16 protein-coding genes and 1 tRNA gene are annotated in these 19,148 nt (G+C 60.8%); 7 read left to right on the top strand and 10 right to left on the bottom strand.

From position 1 onward, the window contains the following. The first annotated feature begins 38 nt into the window (after positions 1 to 38). The 5 genes from ACSBLW_RS10320 (at position 39) to ACSBLW_RS10300 (ending at position 3,580) form a co-directional block, all read left to right on the top strand. Positions 39 to 1,376 (top strand): sensor histidine kinase, encoded by a 1,338-nt coding sequence (locus ACSBLW_RS10320; RefSeq protein WP_435260088.1) that lies wholly within the window; start codon positions 39 to 41, stop codon positions 1,374 to 1,376. A 50-nt stretch (positions 1,377 to 1,426) separates the two neighbouring features. Continuing rightward, a tRNA-Arg gene (locus ACSBLW_RS10315) sits at positions 1,427 to 1,503 on the top strand. A 219-nt stretch (positions 1,504 to 1,722) separates the two neighbouring features. After that, positions 1,723 to 2,235 carry a BrnA antitoxin family protein gene (locus ACSBLW_RS10310; protein ID WP_435256545.1) on the top strand — a complete coding sequence of 171 codons (513 nt, stop codon included), beginning with the start codon at positions 1,723 to 1,725 and terminating at the stop codon, positions 2,233 to 2,235. 10 nt (positions 2,236 to 2,245) lie between these two features. Then, complete coding sequence (locus ACSBLW_RS10305; protein ID WP_435256544.1) at positions 2,246 to 2,992, top strand: NAD(P)H-binding protein; 747 nt, start codon at positions 2,246 to 2,248, stop codon at positions 2,990 to 2,992. A gap of 84 nt (positions 2,993 to 3,076) precedes the next feature. After that, positions 3,077 to 3,580 carry a DUF6985 domain-containing protein gene (locus tag ACSBLW_RS10300; protein WP_435256543.1) on the top strand — a complete coding sequence of 168 codons (504 nt, stop codon included), beginning with the start codon at positions 3,077 to 3,079 and terminating at the stop codon, positions 3,578 to 3,580. 123 nt (positions 3,581 to 3,703) lie between these two features. On the opposite strand, the gene ACSBLW_RS10295 is transcribed toward ACSBLW_RS10300, so the two are convergent. The 5 genes from ACSBLW_RS10295 to ACSBLW_RS10275 all read right to left on the bottom strand — a co-directional run bounded on the left by ACSBLW_RS10295 (position 3,704) and on the right by ACSBLW_RS10275 (position 10,429). Beyond that, positions 3,704 to 3,961, bottom strand: a complete 258-nt coding sequence (locus ACSBLW_RS10295) for a DUF982 domain-containing protein (protein ID WP_435256542.1) — start codon at positions 3,959 to 3,961, stop codon at positions 3,704 to 3,706. A gap of 128 nt (positions 3,962 to 4,089) precedes the next feature. Then, entirely contained in the window at positions 4,090 to 4,296 is a 207-nt protein-coding gene (locus tag ACSBLW_RS10290) for a cold-shock protein (protein WP_435260087.1), read from the bottom strand. Between the two features lie 295 nt (positions 4,297 to 4,591). Then, positions 4,592 to 7,750: a DNA translocase FtsK 4TM domain-containing protein gene (locus ACSBLW_RS10285; RefSeq protein WP_435256541.1), complete on the bottom strand. Its 3,159-nt coding sequence runs from the start codon at positions 7,748 to 7,750 to the stop codon at positions 4,592 to 4,594. A gap of 9 nt (positions 7,751 to 7,759) precedes the next feature. Further along, positions 7,760 to 8,944, bottom strand: coding sequence for an aminotransferase class I/II-fold pyridoxal phosphate-dependent enzyme (locus ACSBLW_RS10280; protein ID WP_435256540.1), 1,185 nt, complete (start codon positions 8,942 to 8,944; stop codon positions 7,760 to 7,762). 153 nt (positions 8,945 to 9,097) lie between these two features. Further along, on the bottom strand, positions 9,098 to 10,429 hold the full coding sequence (locus ACSBLW_RS10275) for an amidase (protein ID WP_435256539.1): 1,332 nt from the start codon (positions 10,427 to 10,429) through the stop codon (positions 9,098 to 9,100). An 83-nt stretch (positions 10,430 to 10,512) separates the two neighbouring features. Between ACSBLW_RS10275 and ACSBLW_RS10270 the strand changes: the two genes are divergently transcribed. Continuing rightward, positions 10,513 to 11,742, top strand: a complete 1,230-nt coding sequence (locus tag ACSBLW_RS10270; protein ID WP_435256538.1) for an FAD-dependent monooxygenase — start codon at positions 10,513 to 10,515, stop codon at positions 11,740 to 11,742. A 208-nt stretch (positions 11,743 to 11,950) separates the two neighbouring features. On the opposite strand, the gene ACSBLW_RS10265 is transcribed toward ACSBLW_RS10270, so the two are convergent. From ACSBLW_RS10265 to gpmI, 4 genes are read right to left on the bottom strand one after another with little or no spacing between them, the layout of a single operon-like run. Further along, entirely contained in the window at positions 11,951 to 12,442 is a 492-nt protein-coding gene (locus ACSBLW_RS10265; RefSeq protein WP_435256537.1) for an RNA pyrophosphohydrolase, read from the bottom strand. 50 nt (positions 12,443 to 12,492) lie between these two features. After that, the gene (locus ACSBLW_RS10260) at positions 12,493 to 13,839 is read right to left on the bottom strand and encodes a S41 family peptidase (RefSeq protein WP_435256536.1); all 1,347 of its coding nucleotides are present in this window, start codon (positions 13,837 to 13,839) and stop codon (positions 12,493 to 12,495) included. A gap of 9 nt (positions 13,840 to 13,848) precedes the next feature. Next, positions 13,849 to 14,961 carry a murein hydrolase activator EnvC family protein gene (locus ACSBLW_RS10255; RefSeq protein ID WP_435256535.1) on the bottom strand — a complete coding sequence of 371 codons (1,113 nt, stop codon included), beginning with the start codon at positions 14,959 to 14,961 and terminating at the stop codon, positions 13,849 to 13,851. Further along, positions 14,958 to 16,481, bottom strand: a complete 1,524-nt coding sequence (gpmI, locus tag ACSBLW_RS10250; protein WP_435256534.1) for a 2,3-bisphosphoglycerate-independent phosphoglycerate mutase — start codon at positions 16,479 to 16,481, stop codon at positions 14,958 to 14,960. The genes ACSBLW_RS10255 and gpmI overlap by 4 nt, the downstream gene beginning before the upstream one ends. 231 nt (positions 16,482 to 16,712) lie before the next feature. Between gpmI and ACSBLW_RS10245 the strand changes: the two genes are divergently transcribed. Further along, positions 16,713 to 18,566: a cation:proton antiporter gene (locus ACSBLW_RS10245; protein WP_435256533.1), complete on the top strand. Its 1,854-nt coding sequence runs from the start codon at positions 16,713 to 16,715 to the stop codon at positions 18,564 to 18,566. A 29-nt stretch (positions 18,567 to 18,595) separates the two neighbouring features. Here the strand turns inward: ACSBLW_RS10245 and ACSBLW_RS10240 are convergent, their stop codons facing one another. Continuing rightward, positions 18,596 to 19,147, bottom strand: a complete 552-nt coding sequence (locus ACSBLW_RS10240; RefSeq protein WP_435256532.1) for a PqiC family protein — start codon at positions 19,145 to 19,147, stop codon at positions 18,596 to 18,598. Position 19,148 lies beyond the last annotated feature (1 nt).

Genomic DNA, 19,148 nt, shown 5'->3' with positions numbered 1-19,148 from the left:
TTTCCGGACGTTTCCTTTTGTTGACGGTCGCCTTTGTGATGCTGGCCGAAGTGTTGATCTTTGTGCCTTCAATTGCCCGGTTCCGTGCCGACTATCTGATGCAGCGGTTGGAAAAGGCGCAAATCGCCTCACTGGCGCTTTTGACGACTGATGAGACCATTGCGCCCGATCTGGAAAAGGAACTGTTGACCAATGCCGAGGTGTTCAACGTCGTTCTAAGGCGCGATGAAGTTCGGCAGCTTGTCTTGTCCTCTCCCATTCCATCCGAAATTGCGGCGACCTACGACTTGCGGCTTTCAGGCCCTTGGGAGCTGATCCGCAATGCGATTGAGGTGATGATCAACCCAGAGAACCGGGTGATCCGGGTGATCGGAAACCCGGTGCAGCAGGCTGGCCTTCTTATTGAAATCACTATGGAAACAGGGCCTCTGCGAAGGGCCATGATCGACTATGGCATTCGTATCCTTGTCCTGTCGGCGCTGATTTCTGCGGTGACTGCGGTGCTGTTGTTCATCTCGGTTCAAACCATGATCGTGGGGCCGATCCGGCGGGTAGTGCGCCACATGCTGGCCTATGCCGAAGCGCCGGAAGATGCGCGGCGGGTGATTGCGCCTTCGGCTGGGGTTGAAGAATTGAGGATGGCCGAAGAGGCCTTGGAGCAGATGCAGCGGCAATTGACCGGGGCATTGAAGCAAAAGGAACGACTGGCCCAGTTGGGAGGGGCAGTGGCCAAGATCAGCCACGACCTGCGTAACATACTGACAACGGCCCAACTTTTCGCCGACAGGATCGAAGACAGCGCTGATCCGATCGTGGCAAGGTCGGCCCCGAAACTCGTGAACTCAATCACTCGGGCTGTGAACTTGTGTGAATCGACCCTTGCTTTTGGCAAGGCAGAGGAGCCGCCGCCGCGATTGGACCGGTTTGCGATCCGCCCGCTGCTGGAGGACGTGGCCGAAGGAGAAGGGCTATCGAGTGAAGGTGAGGTTAACTGCCTGATCGACGCGCCGCCCGGTTTGATCTTGCGGGCCGACTCGGAACAGCTGTTGCGTGTGATCGACAACCTTGTCCGCAACGCCCGCCAGGCGATTGAAGCCACCGGCAAGGGCGGCACCATAGAACTGGCCGCAGGCGAGGATGAAAGTGAATGGTGGATCAGGGTCGGGGATACCGGGCCGGGGCTGCCGGAAAAGGCGAAAGAGCATTTGTTTGAGGCTTTTCAAGGCAATGCCCGCAAGGGCGGCACCGGATTGGGGCTGGTGATCGCGGCGGAACTGGTGCGCGGCCATGGCGGAAAACTGGAACTGACACGTTCGGATGAGGAGGGAACGGAGTTCCTGATCCGCCTTCCGAAACAGCTTGATGAGATTTCGTGACTTTTGCCCTTGCAAACCCCGGCGGGGGGGGCTAAATCCGCCCCCACGACGGACCCGTAGCTCAGCTGGATAGAGCATCAGACTACGAATCTGAGGGTCGGGCGTTCGAATCGCTCCGGGTCCGCCACTTTCCCCTTTGATCAGAAATCAGAACAACAGCCCCAAAAGGGCCGTGTGTTTTGCGTGGGATATCCGTGGTTTTTCCGTGGGATTCCCGTGGGCACAGGTCTGGCACAGCTCTGGCATGGGGTTTTCCGGGGGCCGACGGGTTACCGTGCGGTGGGTAAGGGTTTTGTCAGGGTGCTCGGGGGCAGGTTGGACCTGTTCCGAAACGAGGGCCCCCGAAATGCCGCAGATGACCCAAGCCGAGACCAAACAGCGTGCCGCCTTTCATCACATGGCCGAGGTGATGAAGGGGCTGGAAGCAGACCTGCGCTGGGGGCTGACAGATTCGGCCCGTATTCCGGCGGGCTGGCACAAGATCGCCGCCGAAGACCCCACGCCGAAAAAGCGCCATATCTCGATCCGGCTGGACGAGGATGTGCTGAAGTTCTTTCAGGCTATGGGGGCGGGCTATCTGACCCGGATCAACGCGGTGCTGCGCTGTTTCATGCTGGCGCGGCTGGCGGGGGTGGTAAAGGGCGCGGCGGAGGTGGATCACGGCCAAGAGGCGCGGGCCGAATATCTGCGCGAGATGGAAGCCTATATGAAGGAAAAGCCGGAACTGGACCGCCTGATGGCGCTAGGCGGCAAGGCGGGCGATGCGGCCTATGCCAAGGCCAGCGCGCGGTTGGACCGCATTCAGGCGCTGCTTTTGGGCATGCTGGACGGGGTGGTGGAGGATATGGAGCAGGGTTAGGGGTTGCGGGATGAAAAGGCCGCTTCCATCTGCCAAGAGAGAAAGCCGTGACCGCAAGACGCGGCGGCAACGAGGGGCGTGTCGGTCGATGGCTTCAGTGGTGATGATGGGGGCAACTGGTGCTGTGGGCGGGCAAGCCTTGCAGCGGTTGCTGGACATGCCCGAAGTGGCGCAGGTGACCGTCTTGGGCCGCAGGCCGGTGGCTGTGACCCATCCCAAGCTTTCGCAGCATGTCGTCGATCTGGAAGATGCGGCCAGTTATGCGGGCCTGCTGGCGGGCCATCAGGTGGCGATTTGCACGCTGGGTGTGGGCCAGCCGACCAAGGTCACGCGGGAGGAGTTTAAGCGGGTGGATCATGACATTCCGCTGGCCTTTGCAACGGCCTGCAGCAAGGCACGGGTGGGGCGGTTTGTGTTGCTGGCCTCGGTCGGGTCAGATGCCACGTCGCGGTCTTATTACCTGCGTGGCAAGGGGCAGTTGGAGGACGGGCTGCGGGCGCTGAAGTTCAATGGTCTGAGCCTGTTCCACCCCAGCATGATCCTGACGCCGGGAAACCGCTATGGCTGGTCACAGGGGCTGATGCTGGCGGTCTGGCCCAAGCTGCATCCGATCATGGTGGGCAGTTTGCGCAGGTTTCGCGGTATCGCGGTCGAGGTGTTGGGCCGCGCCATCGCGCAAAGTGCCATCGCCACGGGGCAGGGCGAGGAAGTGCTGGAATGGGAGGCCATCCGGCGGCGGGCAAAGTTCGAAGCCTGACGGACAGGGGCCAAGCGGTGCAGCTTGCGGAGGCGGGTGCCGCGCCATAGCATCCGGTTGGGCCAGGTGGCAGGAGGCCGTGCTGTGAAGTTCAAATTCGACGAGTTTTTCTGGGTTGCGGATGTCCAGCTGCCTGCATGGTCAGAGTACAACCAAAGCCGTGCGACCCGATTGGTCTTTGCGCCAGAGGGGCGAGATGACGCGCCGATGACTGATGACGACCTTGCTTTGGCGAGGTGGATCGCTGAAAACACTGAAAAACAAAAGCCCGTGGTGTTGAAGGCGATCTTTGACGCCTATCCAACCTATCGGCGTGAGTATTTTGAAGACTATGGCCTTGAGGAAAACGAGGAAGAGTTGCCAACGATCACGTCGCCGGAGGAACTGGCGCATTTGATTGAGCTTGGAACAGTTCACGTTCACCCAATCTCGAGAGATGGAATTCCCTATGTGGGTTACGAATTCGAATGCAAGTGGGACAGTGAGCACGGCCTTGGCGTCTTGATGCACGACATCCGGGTCGTCGAGATCGGGGGGGCGGATACGTCATTTACCCTATGGATGGCCAAGCAGGATTTGACCGGTTGAGGCCTTGAATATTGGGTTGGCCGGTCGTGCCGCGACCGTCGCCATCGTGGAACCAGGGGTATTCGAGCCGGGCTCTGTTGCGCTAAATAGCGCGCGTGTAGCGCCCGGCAAGGCGCTGCGGGATTATTGCGCGCCGGAGGTGATCAGGTGTTCGGGAACAAAGCCCGCTGAGCGGGCGGCCGAGATAAATGCGCGGCGGGCCGTGCCGACAGAGCCGACACATTCCATGGCCTGCTCGATCCGGGCCAAGGCGCTGACCTGTGCGTCATCTTTCACCGGCCATTTGCGGCGCAGCCAGTAGCGAGCTTGTTCAAAGGTGCTGAATTTCTGGATCTCGCCCTCGGGCGAGACGACGAAGGAGAGCGGCGCCCCCCAGTTCATTTCTATCAAGTGATATGCTTTCAAAAAAAGAAACCGGCGCGCGTCAGGGACGGCACCGGCTGTGTGGCGGGCGGGACTTGCCTTATCGGCATCACCCGACCCTGCCTGTGTGATTTGCCCGAAGGCTATTATGCGATTGCGAGGTTCGTTGCCGACTCGCGACCGTTACGATCGGTTTCCAGATCGAAGGTGACAGCTTGCCCGTCATTCAAGCCGCGGATGCCTGCGCGTTCCAGAGCGGAGATGTGGACGAAAACGTCCTTGCTGCCGCCTGCCGGAGCGATGAAGCCGAAGCCTTTGGTGGCGTTGAACCATTTCACGGTGCCGTTGGCCATCGTGGTATTCCTTTTGATAATGCCGCCCATAGAATATGGCAGCCCGGCAAAGCTGTAGATCGAAAGCTGAGCCGGTAGGAACAGGTCCGAAAAATCGAGTTGCAGGAGCCGTATACACGTCCTTGGCGAAAGTAGCGAGGAAATTCCGGAACGCGTCGTGTTTCTGGGGCTAAAATATTGATACGATAGGAAAGAATTATTCTTTCGCTGCTTTCGGGGGACTGGGTTTTTCTGGCTTGAACTGAAAACGCCCGCGGCAAGCGCGGGCGTTTTGGCGCAGGCAAGGGGCGAGTCGTTACGCCTCGGGGATCAGGATTTCGCGTTTGCCGACATGGTTGGCGGCGGTGACGATGCCCTGTTCTTCCATCTGTTCGACCAGCCGCGCGGCCTTGTTATAGCCGATGCCCAGTTTGCGCTGGATGTAGGAGGTGGAGCATTTGCGGTCTTTGGCGACGATGGCCACGGCCTGATCGTAAAGCGCGTCTTCGCCATCGGTATTGCCGCCAAGGCCCAAGACCATGTCGATATCGCTGGCCGAGTCTTCATCGGGGCCTTCGACGACGCCGGACATGTATTTCGGCGGGCCAAAGCTCTTGAGGTGGTTGACGATTTCCTCGACCTCTTCGTCGGAAACGAAGGGGCCGTGGATACGGGTGATCTTGGCACCGTTGCCCATGTAAAGCATGTCGCCCATGCCCAGAAGCTGTTCGGCCCCCTGTTCGCCAAGGATGGTGCGGCTGTCGATCTTGGACGTCACCTGGAAGGAAATCCGGGTGGGGAAGTTGGCTTTGATCGTGCCGGTGATGACGTCGACCGAGGGGCGCTGGGTGGCCATGATTAGGTGGATGCCGGAGGCGCGGGCCATCTGGGCAAGGCGCTGGATGCAGGCTTCGATTTCCTTGCCGGCGACCATCATCAGGTCGGCCATTTCGTCGACGATGACGACGATATAGGGGAAGACCTGCGGCGCGAATTCTTCGGTTTCAAAGACCGGTTCGCCGGTTTCCTCATCAAAGCCGGTCTGGATGGTGCGCTTGAAAAGCTCGCCCTTGGCCAGTGCTTCGCGCACCCGGCCGTTATAGCCTTCGATGTTGCGCACGCCCATCTTGGACATCTTGCGGTAGCGCTCTTCCATCTCTCCCACCACCCATTTCAGCGCGACGACGGCCTTTTTCGGGTCGGTCACAACGGGAGAGAGCAGATGCGGGATGCCGTCATAGACCGACAGTTCCAGCATCTTCGGGTCGATCATGATCAGGCGGCATTCCTCGGGCGTGAGCTTGTAGAGGAGCGACAGGATCATGGTGTTGATGGCGACGGATTTACCCGAGCCGGTGGTGCCCGCGATCAGAAGGTGGGGCATCTTGGCGAGGTTTGCGACGATCGCATCGCCACCGATGTCTTTGCCAAGGGCGAGCGGCAGGCGCATGTTCGAATCGCCAAAGTCGCGGGCCGCGAGGATTTCGCGTAGGACCACTTTTTCGCGGGTGGCGTTGGGCAGTTCTATACCAATGACTGACCGGCCCGGAACGGTGGAGACACGGGCGGACAGCGCCGACATCGAGCGGGCGATGTCATCGGCCAGACCGATCACGCGGCTGGCTTTAAGGCCGGGGGCCGGTTCCAGTTCGTACATGGTGACAACAGGGCCGGGGCGGACGGAAACGATTTCGCCCTTTACGCCATAGTCATCCAGCACCGATTCCAGCATGCGGGCGTTTTCTTCCAAGGCTTCGTCGGAAAGCTGGTGGCGCACGATGGTGGTGGGCGACGCCAGAAGCGAGAGCGGCGGCAGTTCGTAGGGTTCGCTGACCTGTTCGTCAAAACGCAGTCGCGGCTGGGCCTCGGCCATCGCCTGACGCGAGGGCGTGATCGGCTTTTTCTGTGCGTGCTGAACTACGGCCTTGCGGGTTTCAATGACCGGGGCCACACGAGGGGCCGAAGGACGGGCGGGCGGCGGAGTGAAGGCTTCGTCGTCGACCTCGTCCAGATCGTCGTCAACATCCGATGGCGTATAACGCGCATCCGGCATCCAGTCGGCATCGGCTTCATAAGCGTCAAGCGGTGGATCCAGATCATCGGCATGATCGGCCATTTCGAAGAGATTGGAATCGTCTTCCCATTCTTCCGCAGCAATCGGCGGGGCAGGGGGGACACGGCCAAAGCTGACGGGCTGCTGAGCCGCGGTCATCGGCGGTTCGGCCATCGCGCCCAGAGGGGCAACAGGGCGGCGCGTGTCGGCGATCAGGGGTTGTGGGCCACGCAGACGCTGGGTCAGGCTGCGGGGCTGATCCATCCGCGCCACCGGCGGTTCGCGACGCGCCTGAACGGCAGCGCTGACCGGGTTCGAGGCCAAGGCAGGCTGGCGAACGCGGTTGCGGATGGCATCGGAAATCCGGGCCTTGATGCGGTCATCGCTGGGCGGCTCGGCATCGAAATGCGAAAGCGAGGGGTTTTCCACCAGTTCCGGTTCAAGGTTGGGTTCTGCCACGCGGCGCATCAGTTGCGGCATGCGCGACAATAGGCCCGCGCGTTCCCGCGGCGGAGCGTAATGGGCGGCGGCGGCCATCGGTTCGGGATAACGCGGATCGGCGCGCAGCGCACCGCCCAGAGAGGCCGGACGACCCCAGTCCTCGGCCCCGGTATCGGGGTCGGCAGCGCGTTGCACACGGCCTGCGCGGGTCTGGACCATCGGCTCTGGTTGCCATTCTTCGGTCACTTGCGCGTCGCGCATTGCGGCCGCTTCGGCCTTTGCCGCGCGGCGGTATTCCATGGCATCCGCAGCAGCACCCGCCGCGCGCGCCGTTCCGCGCCCCATCAGCGAGACGGTGCCGTCATAAGCGTAGATGGTGCCATTGGTCAGGAAGCGGGTCAGTGCGCGAAGCTCCAGCAGGGTGAAGCCCGTGACCCAGAACCCCATGACAAAGGTCAGCAGACCAAGGACAAGCGACAGGATGTTCAGATTGGCCGCCAGACCGAAGGGCAGGATATTGACCAAGGCCACTGCAACGGTGTCGCCGAAAAGGCCGCCAAGGCTGAAGGCATGGGGCCAGTCAGCACCCGGTGTCAGGGTCGAGGCATAGACCGAGGCGACGGCGACAGCGATGACCGCAAAGACGATGCGCCCGACCGCGCGATCAGCACCGCGATGGGTGACAAAGCGCAGGCCCCAAGTGCCAAGGATCAGCGGGATCATCCATGTGCCCTTGCCGCCGATGATGATCAGCGTCGAGGCCATTGCGGCCCCGAACCGGCCCAAGAGGTTCTGTGCGGGTTCTTCGGTTGCGACCATCCAGCCGGGATCCTTGGGCGAGTAGCTGCCCAGCATCAAGGCGAAGGCGACGGCCATGAGGATCAACGCCAGACCCAAAAGCTCTTTGCCACGCTTTTCCAGCATGGCTTGCGTGCCTTGGTCCAGAAGCGGGTCGCGCTGACGGGCGTGGATGGATGCCATGGACTTACCTCAACCGTAGAGACAATCGCGCAGCTTGGTCAGCCCGCGTTGGGTTTCATCTTCGGGGGCGACAAGCGCCACCCGGATAAAGGATTTGCCCGGATTTCCCGAGGCGGTGTCGCGCGAGAGGTAAGCGCCGGGCAGAACCCGCACCCCTGTTTCGCGCCAAAGTTTCAGGGCTGCGGCCTCGCCATCGCCATCCGGCACGGGAAGCCAAAGGAAAAAGCCACCTTCGGGCGAAGCGCGATTGGTCAGGCCCGCAAAAATTTCATCCGCGAGGCGGAATTTTTGCTGGTAGAGCTGGCGCGAAGCGGTGACATGCGCCTCGTCGGCCCATGCGGCCTCGGACACGCGCTGGATCGGCAGCGGCAAAGGCGCACCGGCGAAAGCGCGAAGCTGGCGGATGCGCGCCATGCTGGCCGGGCCAGCGGCAACAAAGCCGGAGCGCAGGCCGGGAAGGTTCGACCGTTTCGACAGGGAATGAAACACGGCCACACGTTCGGGGTCGGCCCCGGTAGCAGCGGATACCTGAAGCGCGCCCGGTGGTGGGGCATCGCGCCAGATCTCGGAATAGCATTCGTCGAAGAAGACCCGGAAATCGTGCTTTTCGGCCAAGGCGAGCATGCGTGCGATGTAATCTTCAGGTGCGACTGCCCCCTGCGGATTGGCGGGCGAGCAGAGATAGGCCACCGTGACACGGTCAAGGATTTCGGCAGGCAGGCTTTCGTAATCAGGCAAGAAACCGGTTTCTGCCGAGGCGTTCACATAAATCGGTTCCGCCCCCACGGTCAGGGCCGCAACCGCATAGACCTGATAGAACGGGTTCGGCATCAGGATGACCGGCTTTTTGCCGTTCTTCACTTCCGGGGCTAATGCGATGGCCGCATTGAACAGGCCTTCCCGCGTGCCGTTCAGCGCCATGATGCGATCTGCCGCGACATCAACGCCGTAGCGACGCGCGATCCATGCCGAAATGGCGGCCAGCAATTCCGGCGTGCCATCATTCGGGGGATAGACGCCAAAGCCCGCAAGGCTGTTTGCCAGAATGGGGCCAACGAAGTCCGGCATGGCGTGACGCGGCTCGCCAATGGTCATGGCAATAGGGTCGCCGCCGGGGGTGTGCGCGTCCAGAAGCTTCCGCAACCGCGGAAACGCGTAATCTGGCAGGTTCGAAAACCGCTCAGGAAATGCCATAACTGCCTCGTGCATCGGGGTCGTATCGCCCCGTTTTGAGCAAGCTTAGCGATCAGGCTGCGCTAGGTCCAGAAAAACGCGCTATCCTGATGGGTTAGACCACGCCGATTGTGGCTTTTTCGCCCTGTACGTTCTGTCCTCTGGGGCTGTTGGCTATCGCAAGGCGTGTTCCGCTGCGGCTGCCAGCACCAACAGCCGTTCTTCGGTGCCGGGTGGGGTCATGATCGACAGCCCGCAAGAGGGTTGCGTAGTGGGCAAAGTCGCGACGCATTGGTCCATAAGGTTGCCGATGCGGGTGTTGCGCAGGGCCAGAAGGTTCTCGGTCACATAATAGGCGTTGTCCGTCATAAGGCGCTGTGCATTCGGCGGCAGGATCGGAGAGGTCGGGACAAGCACCGCGTCATAGGCCGACATCTGGTCTTTCCATGCGGCGCGGATCTGGTGCAATCGGCGCCAACCCGCCACATAATCGGCGGCCTTCACATCGGCCCCCGTGCGGAACCGCTCAAGGATCGGGCGGAACATCTTGTCCGGCGCGGCCTCGATCTTGTCTCGCCAGATGCCATAGGCTTCGGCTGTAAACAGCGGCCCAGCCATCGCCATCGCCTCGGCAAGCAGCGAAAAGCTGCCGCGTTCGATGCGTGCCCCGGCCCGCGCCAACCGCGCAATGGCATCGTCAAACCCTTGGGCCGGGCGGTCGCGGATGTCGTCAAAGGCCACGGTTTCAAGAACAAGAAGGCGCGTCCCGGTCAGGCTTGCGCCCTTGAGGTCGGGGGCTGCTGTTCCGGACAGAGCCGCGAACAAGAGCGCGCAATCTTCAACCGTATGGGCAAGGGGGCCGACGGTGTCGAACATCTCACAGAGTGGAACGACCCCTTTGCAGGACAGGCGGCCCAGAGAGGTTTTCACCCCAACCAGATCATTCCATGCGGCGGGAATCCGGACCGATCCGCCTGTATCTGTGCCGATGGCCGCAGGGGCCAGCCCATTGGCGACCGAGGTCGCCGCGCCCGAGGAGGAACCGCCGGCAACCGCATCGTCGTCATTGATGCAGGGCGGGGTCGCTGTCACCGGGTTCAGTCCCAGACCAGAGAAAGCCAGTTCAGACATGTGGGTCTTGCCCAGACAGACTGTGCCTTGCAGCGTGGCCATCCGCAGCACTTCGGCATCAGCTGTCGGCATCCGGTCCTTCAGCAGGGCAGAACCAGCCTCGGTCTGACGGCCAGCGGTGTCGAAATTGTCTTTCCAACTGATCGGAACCCCGTCCAGCGGACCTCGTCTTAGGCCCGCCCTTGCGCGCCCGGTGGCGGCCATCGCCTCGGCGCGGCTGCGATTGGGCATGACGCGGGCATAGATGCGGTCTCGCAGCGGATGCCGTTCAATGGCCTCTAACTGCATTTCGCAAAGCGAAACCGGATTGATCCGCCCTGCTTCGATTTCCGCCCCCAATTCTGCGGCCGTCATATTTGCCCAAGTCTTTGACATGCCATGCTCCCTTTGGCTTTCACGGCACGGTAGCGGCAGGACGGCACATGGACAATCCCGCCTGTTGCGCCATATTGGCGGCTATGGAACGTGATGCAGATATCGTGATTGCGGGCGGCGGCTTGAATGGCCCGGCCTTGGCCTTGGCTTTGGCGCAAGGGGGGCTGCGGGTGACCGTGGTCGATGCCCGTCCGGCCCCGGCACGGGCAGAGGCAGGCTTTGATGGACGGGCCTATGCGCTGGCCCTCGCCTCGCGGCGTTTGCTGCAAGTGATCCGGGTCTGGGACAAGGTAGCCGACAAGGCACAGCCGATGCGCCAGATCAAGGCGAGCGATGGCCATGCGGGCCACGGCGCCGCGCCTTGGTTTCTGCATTTCGACAGTGCCGAGATCGAGGAAGGCCCGATGGGCTTTATGCTGGAAGACCGGCATCTCTATCGCGCTTTTCTAGAGGCGATGGAGGCTGAGCCCAATGTGACCCTGATGTCCGGCGAAACGGTCACAGGGCAAGAGATCGGTGCAGAAGGCGTCGTGGTGACCCTCGGCTCTGGCCGCGTTCTTTCGGCACGGCTTTTGGTGGGATGCGATGGCCGTGGATCAGGCGTGGCGTCCCGTGCGGGCATCCGCCGTCAGGGCTGGGGCTATGGCCAAACGGCCCTTGTCACGGCGATTTGGCACGAAAAGAACCACGAAGGCACTGCGCAGCAATTCTTCATGCCGTCTGGACCCTTGGCCATTCTGCCACTTCCGGGTGGGCATCATTCTTCGATCGTTTGGAGTGAGACGGATGCCTCTGCCGCCGCGATCCAAGCCTTGGAGGATGAGGGGTACCTGCAGGCATTGCGCCCAAGGTTTGGCGATTTCCTTGGTGAGATCAAACTTGCCGGTGCGCGGTTCACTTATCCGCTGACGCTGAGCCTTGCTGAGAAGTTTGTGATGCCCCGCTTGGCTTTGGTTGGCGATGCCGCGCATGGCGTGCACCCGATTGCCGGGCAAGGGCTTAATCTGGGCCTGCGGGATGTGGCTGCTTTGGCCGAGGTTGTGATTGAGGCCACGCGCCGGGGCGAAGACATTGGCGCCATTGACGTGCTGGAACGCTATCAGCGCTGGCGAAGGTTTGATGCGACCACACTGGCCTTGGGTATGGATGCGGTCAACCGTCTGTTTTCAAATGACAATCCGATCCTTCGCCTTGGTCGCGATCTGGGCATGGGGATGGTTTCGGCCATTCCCGGCCTGCGCCGTGGCTTCATGCGCCAAGCGGCGGGTCTGACAGGCGACTTGCCGAAACTGCTGAACGGACAACCGATCTGAGGATACGTCGGGCGGCTGCCACCTCGGGGGGCATCGAGCCCCCTCTCGGCGGCCCTGCCGGGGAGAGGGCTTCACCCCATCACACCGCCGCAGGCCTTCCGTGCCTTCCTTTATCTTGGCTCAAATATCCCGGGGGTCAGCATTTTGGCCCTTGCCAAAATGCGACAAGGGGGCAGAGCCCCCTTGCGAGTGTCCGGCGTGGTCCGTCTCAATCTGCCAGATGCGCCCGGAAGGCTTTGACCACTTCCTCATAGACCGCGCGTTTGAACGGGACGATTGAGGCGACCATTTCTTCTGCCCCGATCCACTTCCATTCGGAAAACTCCGGATGCTCGCGGTCGATGATGATCTGGTCATCGCGGCCCAGATAGCGAAACAGAAACCATTTCTGCTTTTGGCCGCGATACTTGCCTTTCCAGACTTTGCCCAAAAGTTCGGGTGGCAGGTCATAATTCACCCAACCATGTGTCTTCCCGATGAACTCAACCAGGTCGCGTGTGACGCCGGTCTCTTCCCAGAGTTCCCGGTAAGCGGCCTCCCGCGGCTTTTCGCCCTCGTCAATCCCACCTTGCGGCATTTGCCATGCGGCTGTGCCGGCGGGCGCATCGATGCGCTGGCCGGCCCAGATCTTGCCATCGGTATTGATCAGCACCACGCCAACGCAAGGGCGATAGGGGAGGCTATTCGGATCGATCGTCATGAATGGATGTCCGGGCGGCGGGCCGAAAGGTCACGCCGCCCTTCAGAAGGTCAGGGTTTGACAGAAACCACGGCCAAGCCGCGGATGATGTCGACGGCATAGGCCAGCTGATAATCTTCGTCGCGCAGCTTGGCCGTTTCTTCGGTGCGGGCGCGCTCTTCTTCCAGAAGCTTGCGCTCGTCCTCGGTCATCGAGTCATTCGACAAGACGCCGCGCAGATCGGCCTCGGTGGTTTGCTTGCGGGCGGCGCTGGTTTCTTCCTCGGGCTTTTCAGCGGCATTCGGGTCGCGGGCCGGCTGGTTCACCACGATATCGGGCATCACCCCAAGCGCCTGAATCGAACGGCCCGAAGGGGTGTAATAGCGCGCTGTGGTCAGCCGCATGGCTCCATCGCCGCGGAGCGGGATGATGGTCTGGACCGAGCCTTTGCCAAAGGTCTTGGTGCCGACGACAATGGCGCGGCGGTGGTCTTGCAGGGCGCCGGACACGATTTCGGATGCAGAAGCAGAGCCGCCATTGACCAGCACAACGATCGGCTTGCCCTGTGCCAGATCGCCCGGTGCGGCATTCACCCGTTCGCCATCAGCGGCCGAACGACCACGGGTCGAAACGATTTCGCCGGTTTCAAGGAAGGCGTCCGACACTTTGATCGCCTGTGTCAGAAGGCCGCCGGGGTTGTTGCGAAGGTCGACCACGAAACCATCGACATTGTCGATGCCGCCAAGGGCTGCGACTTCTTTGGCAAGGTTTTCTTCCAAGCCCGGATAGGTCTGGTCATTGAAGGTGGTGATCCGCAGGACGACCGTATTGCCTACGGCGCGCGAACGAACGGCTGTCAGTTTGATGGTGTCACGGATGATTGAGACATCGAACGGATCAGCAACACCTTCCCGCACGACGGTGATGATGATTTCTGATCCGACCGGACCACGCATCTTGTCAACGGCCTGATCGAGCGAAAGGCCCAAAACCGACTCGCCATCGACATGGGTGATGAAATCGCCCGCTTCGATCCCGGCCTCGTCCGCCGGGGTGTCATCCATTGGCGAGACGACTTTGATAAAGCCTTCTTCCTGCGTGACCTCGATGCCAAGACCGCCGAATTCGCCGCGGGTCTGCACGCGCATGTCCGAGAAATCATCCGCGGCCATGTAGTTGGAATGTGGATCAAGCGAGGTCAACATGCCGTTGATCGCTGCTTCGATCAGCTTTTGGCTGTCGACTTCCTCGACATACTGGGCGCGGACGCGTTCGAAGATGTCGCCGAACAGGTCAAGCTGTTCATAGACATTGGCATTGCGCGCGTTTTCCTGAGCGATCAGGGGGCCTGCGACCTGTGTGGTCAGAAGGGCTCCGGCGACTGTTCCGCCCAAGACGGCCATTGCGACTTTCTTCATTCCGTCGTCCTATTCCTTCAGTGCGGCGAACCATTCGGTCGGGTCAACCGGGTCTGCGCCCTTTCTGAGTTCCATATAAAGCGTTTCTGAACCTTGGGCGCCACCACCTTCTTGCGCCGAGGCCAGAAAGTCGGCAACTCCGGGTTCCCCACCGCCCATCAGGCCCAAGGGTGCGCCAGCAGCCAAGACTTCGCCAACTTCTCCATAAACAATGTCTAGCCCGGCAAGGATCAGAAGATAGCCCCCACCGGGTTCCAAAACGATCACATTTCCGTAGTCGAGAAGTGGGCCGCGATAGCGCAAAGTGGCGGGCCAAGGTGTTGTGACCAAGGCGGTTGCCCGTGTGGCCAATGTGACACCCGGCTTTCGAACCCCTGCTGCATCAGCCTCATCTGGGCGCAGCAACAATGTTCCCATGACAGGAAGAGGCAAGCGTCCCTTGGCGTCGACGAATTCCTGGGGCTGGTAATCGTCCAAGGTGAGGCCCGTGGCGAAGGCCTCAAGAGTATCGGCGCTTTCCAGCAGGGCCCGCAGCGTTTCTGGGTCTTCAGTAAAGCGTTTCGGCAATTCTGATCGGTCTGAAATCGCTTGGCTAAGGGCTGTTCTGGCGTCTTGCGCGGTGGCGAGGCCAGAAGCAAGCGTTTCCCCGGCCGCTTGTTGAAGCGTGCGAAGTTCTTGGAGTTCCGTCAGCTCTGCGCGCAGCTTTTCCGCCTCGGCCTGAAGAGCAGGCGTAACATCGGCCAGCATCATGGCTGAGCGAACGGTTCCCAACGGGCCGGACGGATGCAGAAGTAACAGAGGCCCGGGGCGGGCTTCGAGTTGGCTGAGAACGCCCAGCAATTGCGCGACTGAATCCCGTTTCGCCTGAAACTGCAAATCAAGCGTGGCCTCGCGCAGATGCGCCTGACGCAATGCTTCGCGCAGGGCCGCGAGCCCGTCTTCGTAGGCGCGGATCGTTCGCGTCAGGGCGGCCACGCGGTCACGCGCGCCTTTTGCCTCTTGCAGATCGGCGACGGCTTGTTTCAGATCGGCAGAGGCCGCCGCAGCCTCATCTGCAACCGATTGGGCCGCAACGGGTTGGGCCAGCAAAAGACAGAGGGAAAGGATCGCGCTTCGGATCATTTCAAAAGAGAAAGCCCGGTCATTTCGGAGGGTTGAGGCAGGCCCATCAGATCAAGCAGCGTTGGCGCAAGATCCGCAAGTCGTCCACCTTGACGCAGCTTTGCGTCTTTGGGGCCGCCGAACAGGATCACAGGAACTGGGTTCACAGTATGGGCCGTATGCGGGCCGTTGGTCACCGGATCCCACATCTGTTCGCAATTGCCGTGATCTGCCGTAACGATCATGGCCCCGCCGACTTTCCGGAGAGCTTCGACCGTGCGGCCAAGCCCGGCGTCAACGGATTCACAGGCCTTGATTGCGGCCTCTAGAATGCCGGTATGGCCAACCATATCCGGATTGGCAAAGTTCACGACAATCAGGTCGTACTGCTTTTCGATGGCTTCGACCAATTTGTCGCTGACTTCGGGAGCCGACATTTCCGGCTGCAAATCGTAGGTCGCTACTTTGGGCGATTTCGGCATGAAGCGGTCTTCGCCATCAAAACTGACTTCGCGCCCGCCGTTCAGGAAGAACGTGACATGCGGGTATTTTTCGGTCTCGGCCAGACGAAACTGGCTGCGCCCATGCTTGGAGACCCATTCGCCAAGGCAATTCACGATGTTGCGCTTTGGGAAAGCGGTTTGCATGTAACCGTTGTGGCTGTCGGAATATTCGACCATGCCAAGAAGCGCGGACCATGCGGGTCGGGCGCCGGTTTCAAAGGCGTCAAAGGCTGGATCGCCAATAGCGGCAAGGATTTCACGGGCGCGGTCGGCGCGGAAATTCAGACAGAAGTAGCCATCACCATCCTTGGCCCCAGTATAGGAACCGATCACGGTGGGTTCGATGAATTCGTCGGTTTTTCCGGCCGCATAATTGTCGGCGACGGCCTGATCTGCGGTCGCGGCCTTGTCGCCCTCGCCCTTGACCATGGCGGCATAGGCGCGTCTGACGCGTTCCCAACGGTTGTCACGATCCATAGCCCAATAACGTCCGATCACGGTCGCGACCTTTGCGCCGGCGGGAAGGGACTTGGTCAAGGTTGCGACAAATGCCGCGGCAGAGGAGGGGGCAACATCGCGGCCATCGGTGATGGCGTGAAGCGCGACTGGAACACCCTGTTCGGTGATCGCCTTGCAGGCTGCAATCACGTGGTTGATGTGACCGTGAACGCCGCCATCCGAGACGACGCCCATCAGATGTGCGGTGCCGCCTTTGGCTTTTACGGTCTTGACGAAGTGTAAAAGTGCCTCGTTCCGGGCAAAACTTCCGTCTTCAACGGCCAGATCAATTGCCCCCAGGTCCATCGCGACAACGCGACCCGCACCTATGTTTGTGTGACCCACCTCGGAATTGCCCATTTGCCCTTTGGGAAGCCCGACATCGGGGCCAAAGGTCGTGAGCGTGGCATTGGGACAAGTGGCCATCAGCGCGTCGAAAGTCGGCGTCTTGGCAAGGGCTGGGGCATTGTAATCTGGGGTCGGGCCGATCCCCCAGCCGTCAAGAATGCACAGGACGACAGGTTTGGGGGCAGTGGTCATCGGCAACCTCGTGATTTGCGTCTGCGTGTTGATAGCCCTTGGGCGGGCTTGGGGCAACCGGGCCAACGCGCAATTGGCGGCGGTCGGTATATGTAAGGTTCCGATCGTCGTCCGAGAGCATCGTCAGCGGGAAATGGTGACCTAGTTTGATTGAAATGGAAATCGCTGGTATCGGCGAAGGTGTGAAATTGACGAGTGGCAAGCCCACGACAAGAAAAGGGCAGTGGCAGTATGGCAGTTGAACTTGCGGCAGGAACAATCGGCATCATCCCGGCAGTGGCCGCCGTAGGCCTTTTGGGTGTGGGATCGCAGTGGTTGGCTTGGCGCCTGCAATTGCCTGCTATTGTGCTGATGCTGGTTGCGGGCATTCTTGTCGGCCCGGTTTTCGGGCTTTTGCAGCCCAGTGCTGAATTCGGGGCAATGCTTTCGCCACTGATCGGGTTGGCCGTCGCCATCATTCTGTTTGAGGGCGGGCTGACTTTGAATTTCCACGAACTTGGAGATGCAAAGGCCGGTGTCTGGCGGCTGGTCGTCATTGGTGCGCCACTTGGCTGGCTTATGTCGGCGCTTGCCCTTCATTTTGGCGCGGGCCTCGGCTGGGAAGCGAGTGCGGTCTTTGGTGGCATCATGATCGTGACCGGACCAACGGTTATTGCGCCCTTGCTGCGTCAGGCGCGGCTGCAAAAGCGTCCGGCGGCTTTGCTGCAATGGGAAGCGATCGTGAATGATCCCATTGGCGCGATGGCGGCTGTCGCGGCGTTCTACGTCGTTCTTGGCCATTCCGGCGCGGAGGCTGGTGGCGTTTTCGATCTGCTGTGGCGGATGGGCTTTGCGGGCATCGTCGGCTGGGCCGGAGGGTATGGCGTGGTGCGTCTGTTCCGCGAGGGACGCATACCCGAATATATGAAAGTTCCGGTGCTTTTTGCGGCCGTGCTGGTCAGCTTTGCCCTGTCGGACTCGGTCCTGCATGAAAGCGGGCTTTTGGCCGTAACGGTCATGGGACTTGTCATCGCCAATGCGGACCTGCCGTCTTATGAGGAACTGCGGCGTTTCAAGGAGCACGCTACGGTTTTGCTGGTGTCGGGTGTGTTCATTCTTCTGGCCGCCTCTTTGGATTTCGCAGCCCTTGGCCAGCTGACATGGCGGGCGGTTCTGTTTGTGGCGTTGGTGGTTTTGGTTGCGCGCCCGCTGACAGTGCTGGTGTCGCTGATTGGAACGAATATTCCGCGGAATGAGCGCCTGCTGATTGCCTTTACGGGGCCGCGAGGTGTGGTTTTGGTGGCGGTCGCGGGTCTTTTCGGACAACGCTTGGCCGAACTTGGAATTGAAGACGGTCAATTGGTCGGCCCGTTGGCCTTTGTGTTGGTTGCTGTGACGGTGGTCTTGCATGGCTTCACCCTGACACCCTTTGCCCGCATGTTGGGGCTGGCTGGTGGCGATGCGCCGGGGGTTCTGCTGGTCGGTGGGTCGCGCTTTTCAACAGCCTTCGCAGAAGTGCTGAAAAAGGCCGAGATTCCGGTGCTGATTGCGGATCCGAACCATCAGCACCTTGTGCGTCCACGCAGTGCAGGTATTCCAACTTATTACGGCGACATTCTTTCCGAAGCGGCTGAAAACAAGGTCGAGTTTCTGACTTATCGTGTCGTTGTCGCGATGACGGATAACGATGCCTATAACACGCTGGTGACGACGGATCTTGCGCCGGAATTCGGCCGCGACTGTGTCTGGCAGGTCGAGCGCGAGCGCGAGACGGAGGCACGCCACGCGATCCGAACGCAACTGGGCGGGCAGCGCATTGGGACAGGGCGTAGTTTTGCCGCGTTGGAACAATTGATTGCCGAGGGATGGACCCTTGGTGTGACAAAGCTGACCGAAGAATTCGGGTATAACAAATGGCGAGAGACAAATCCCGAGGCTGTGGTCTTTGCCCGTGTGTCGCGGCAGGGTGTATTGTCTTTCCCAAGTGAAGAGACAAAAACCAATCCTGTCGGGACGCGCCTGATCACTCTTTGGCCAAAGGCGGTGGCCGAGGCCAAAGCAAGTGAGGCGGCTGCGAAGGCGGAAATGAAAAAGGCCGAGGACTAGCCCCGGCCTATCCGTTTTGGAGTTTCGGGTTAGCGCAAGGCCGAGGCGATGTCGCGTGCCAACTGGGCAAGTGCCGCGCCGGTAGCTGTGGCGATTGTCCCAGGTGCGCTATCCGATATGGGTTGAAGAATTGTGAAGCGGCGCAGGCGGTCACGTCCGTTCATCGACGAGGTTGCGAACTGTCCTGACAGTTCGAATTGTTGGTCGGCACGCGCGACCATCCGGTCAATCCGCACGGTTACAGTGGTGTCCGGTCCATCCAGCAGGGGCCAAGGTTCTGCGGCAGCGTTGGCAGTGGTGTCGATGTCCAGACGCTCGGCAATGATCCGCGTCACGGCAGCCCGTGGTTCTTCGGCCCAAAGCGCGCCTTTGACCGTCTTGAGTGCGCCGTCTTCGGTCTGGAATGCGATTTCCGAAGCCGCTGCATAGGCTGGCAGCGTCACTTCTTTCACTTCAATCGAACGGGTGCTGACGCGGACTTCACTGGCACCGGATTCGGTGCCGATAAGGTAAAGGTTTTCATTTCCACCGCAGGCTGCAAGCAGCGTGACGAGCGAGAGCGTGATGGCAGCAGTTTTCATA

The sequence above is a fragment of the Thioclava sp. FR2 genome (genome assembly GCF_051200875.1).
Taxonomy (GTDB): Bacteria; Pseudomonadota; Alphaproteobacteria; order Rhodobacterales; family Rhodobacteraceae; genus Pseudotabrizicola.
Note: the sequence above shows the minus strand (reverse complement) of the source record. Positions and strands in the feature narration are given on the sequence as shown.

Bases quoted from the DNA above. Each gene is read 5' to 3' on its own strand.
- ACSBLW_RS10275 (WP_435256539.1), bottom strand. From the start codon at position 10,429: ATGTCAAAGACTTGGGCAAATATGACGGCCGCAGAATTGGGGGCGGAA.
- ACSBLW_RS10260 (WP_435256536.1), bottom strand. From the start codon at position 13,839: ATGAAGAAAGTCGCAATGGCCGTCTTGGGCGGAACAGTCGCCGGAGCC.
- gpmI (WP_435256534.1), bottom strand. From the start codon at position 16,481: ATGACCACTGCCCCCAAACCTGTCGTCCTGTGCATTCTTGACGGCTGG.
- ACSBLW_RS10265 (WP_435256537.1), bottom strand. From the start codon at position 12,442: ATGACGATCGATCCGAATAGCCTCCCCTATCGCCCTTGCGTTGGCGTG.
- ACSBLW_RS10255 (WP_435256535.1), bottom strand. From the start codon at position 14,961: ATGATCCGAAGCGCGATCCTTTCCCTCTGTCTTTTGCTGGCCCAACCC.
- ACSBLW_RS10295 (WP_435256542.1), bottom strand. From the start codon at position 3,961: ATGAACTGGGGGGCGCCGCTCTCCTTCGTCGTCTCGCCCGAGGGCGAG.
- ACSBLW_RS10240 (WP_435256532.1), bottom strand. From the start codon at position 19,147: ATGAAAACTGCTGCCATCACGCTCTCGCTCGTCACGCTGCTTGCAGCC.
- ACSBLW_RS10245 (WP_435256533.1), top strand. From the start codon at position 16,713: ATGGCAGTTGAACTTGCGGCAGGAACAATCGGCATCATCCCGGCAGTG.
- ACSBLW_RS10310 (WP_435256545.1), top strand. From the start codon at position 1,723: ATGCCGCAGATGACCCAAGCCGAGACCAAACAGCGTGCCGCCTTTCAT.
- ACSBLW_RS10285 (WP_435256541.1), bottom strand. From the start codon at position 7,750: ATGGCATCCATCCACGCCCGTCAGCGCGACCCGCTTCTGGACCAAGGC.
- ACSBLW_RS10290 (WP_435260087.1), bottom strand. From the start codon at position 4,296: ATGGCCAACGGCACCGTGAAATGGTTCAACGCCACCAAAGGCTTCGGC.
- ACSBLW_RS10320 (WP_435260088.1), top strand. From the start codon at position 39: ATGCTGGCCGAAGTGTTGATCTTTGTGCCTTCAATTGCCCGGTTCCGT.
- ACSBLW_RS10270 (WP_435256538.1), top strand. From the start codon at position 10,513: ATGGAACGTGATGCAGATATCGTGATTGCGGGCGGCGGCTTGAATGGC.
- ACSBLW_RS10280 (WP_435256540.1), bottom strand. From the start codon at position 8,944: ATGGCATTTCCTGAGCGGTTTTCGAACCTGCCAGATTACGCGTTTCCG.
- ACSBLW_RS10305 (WP_435256544.1), top strand. From the start codon at position 2,246: ATGAAAAGGCCGCTTCCATCTGCCAAGAGAGAAAGCCGTGACCGCAAG.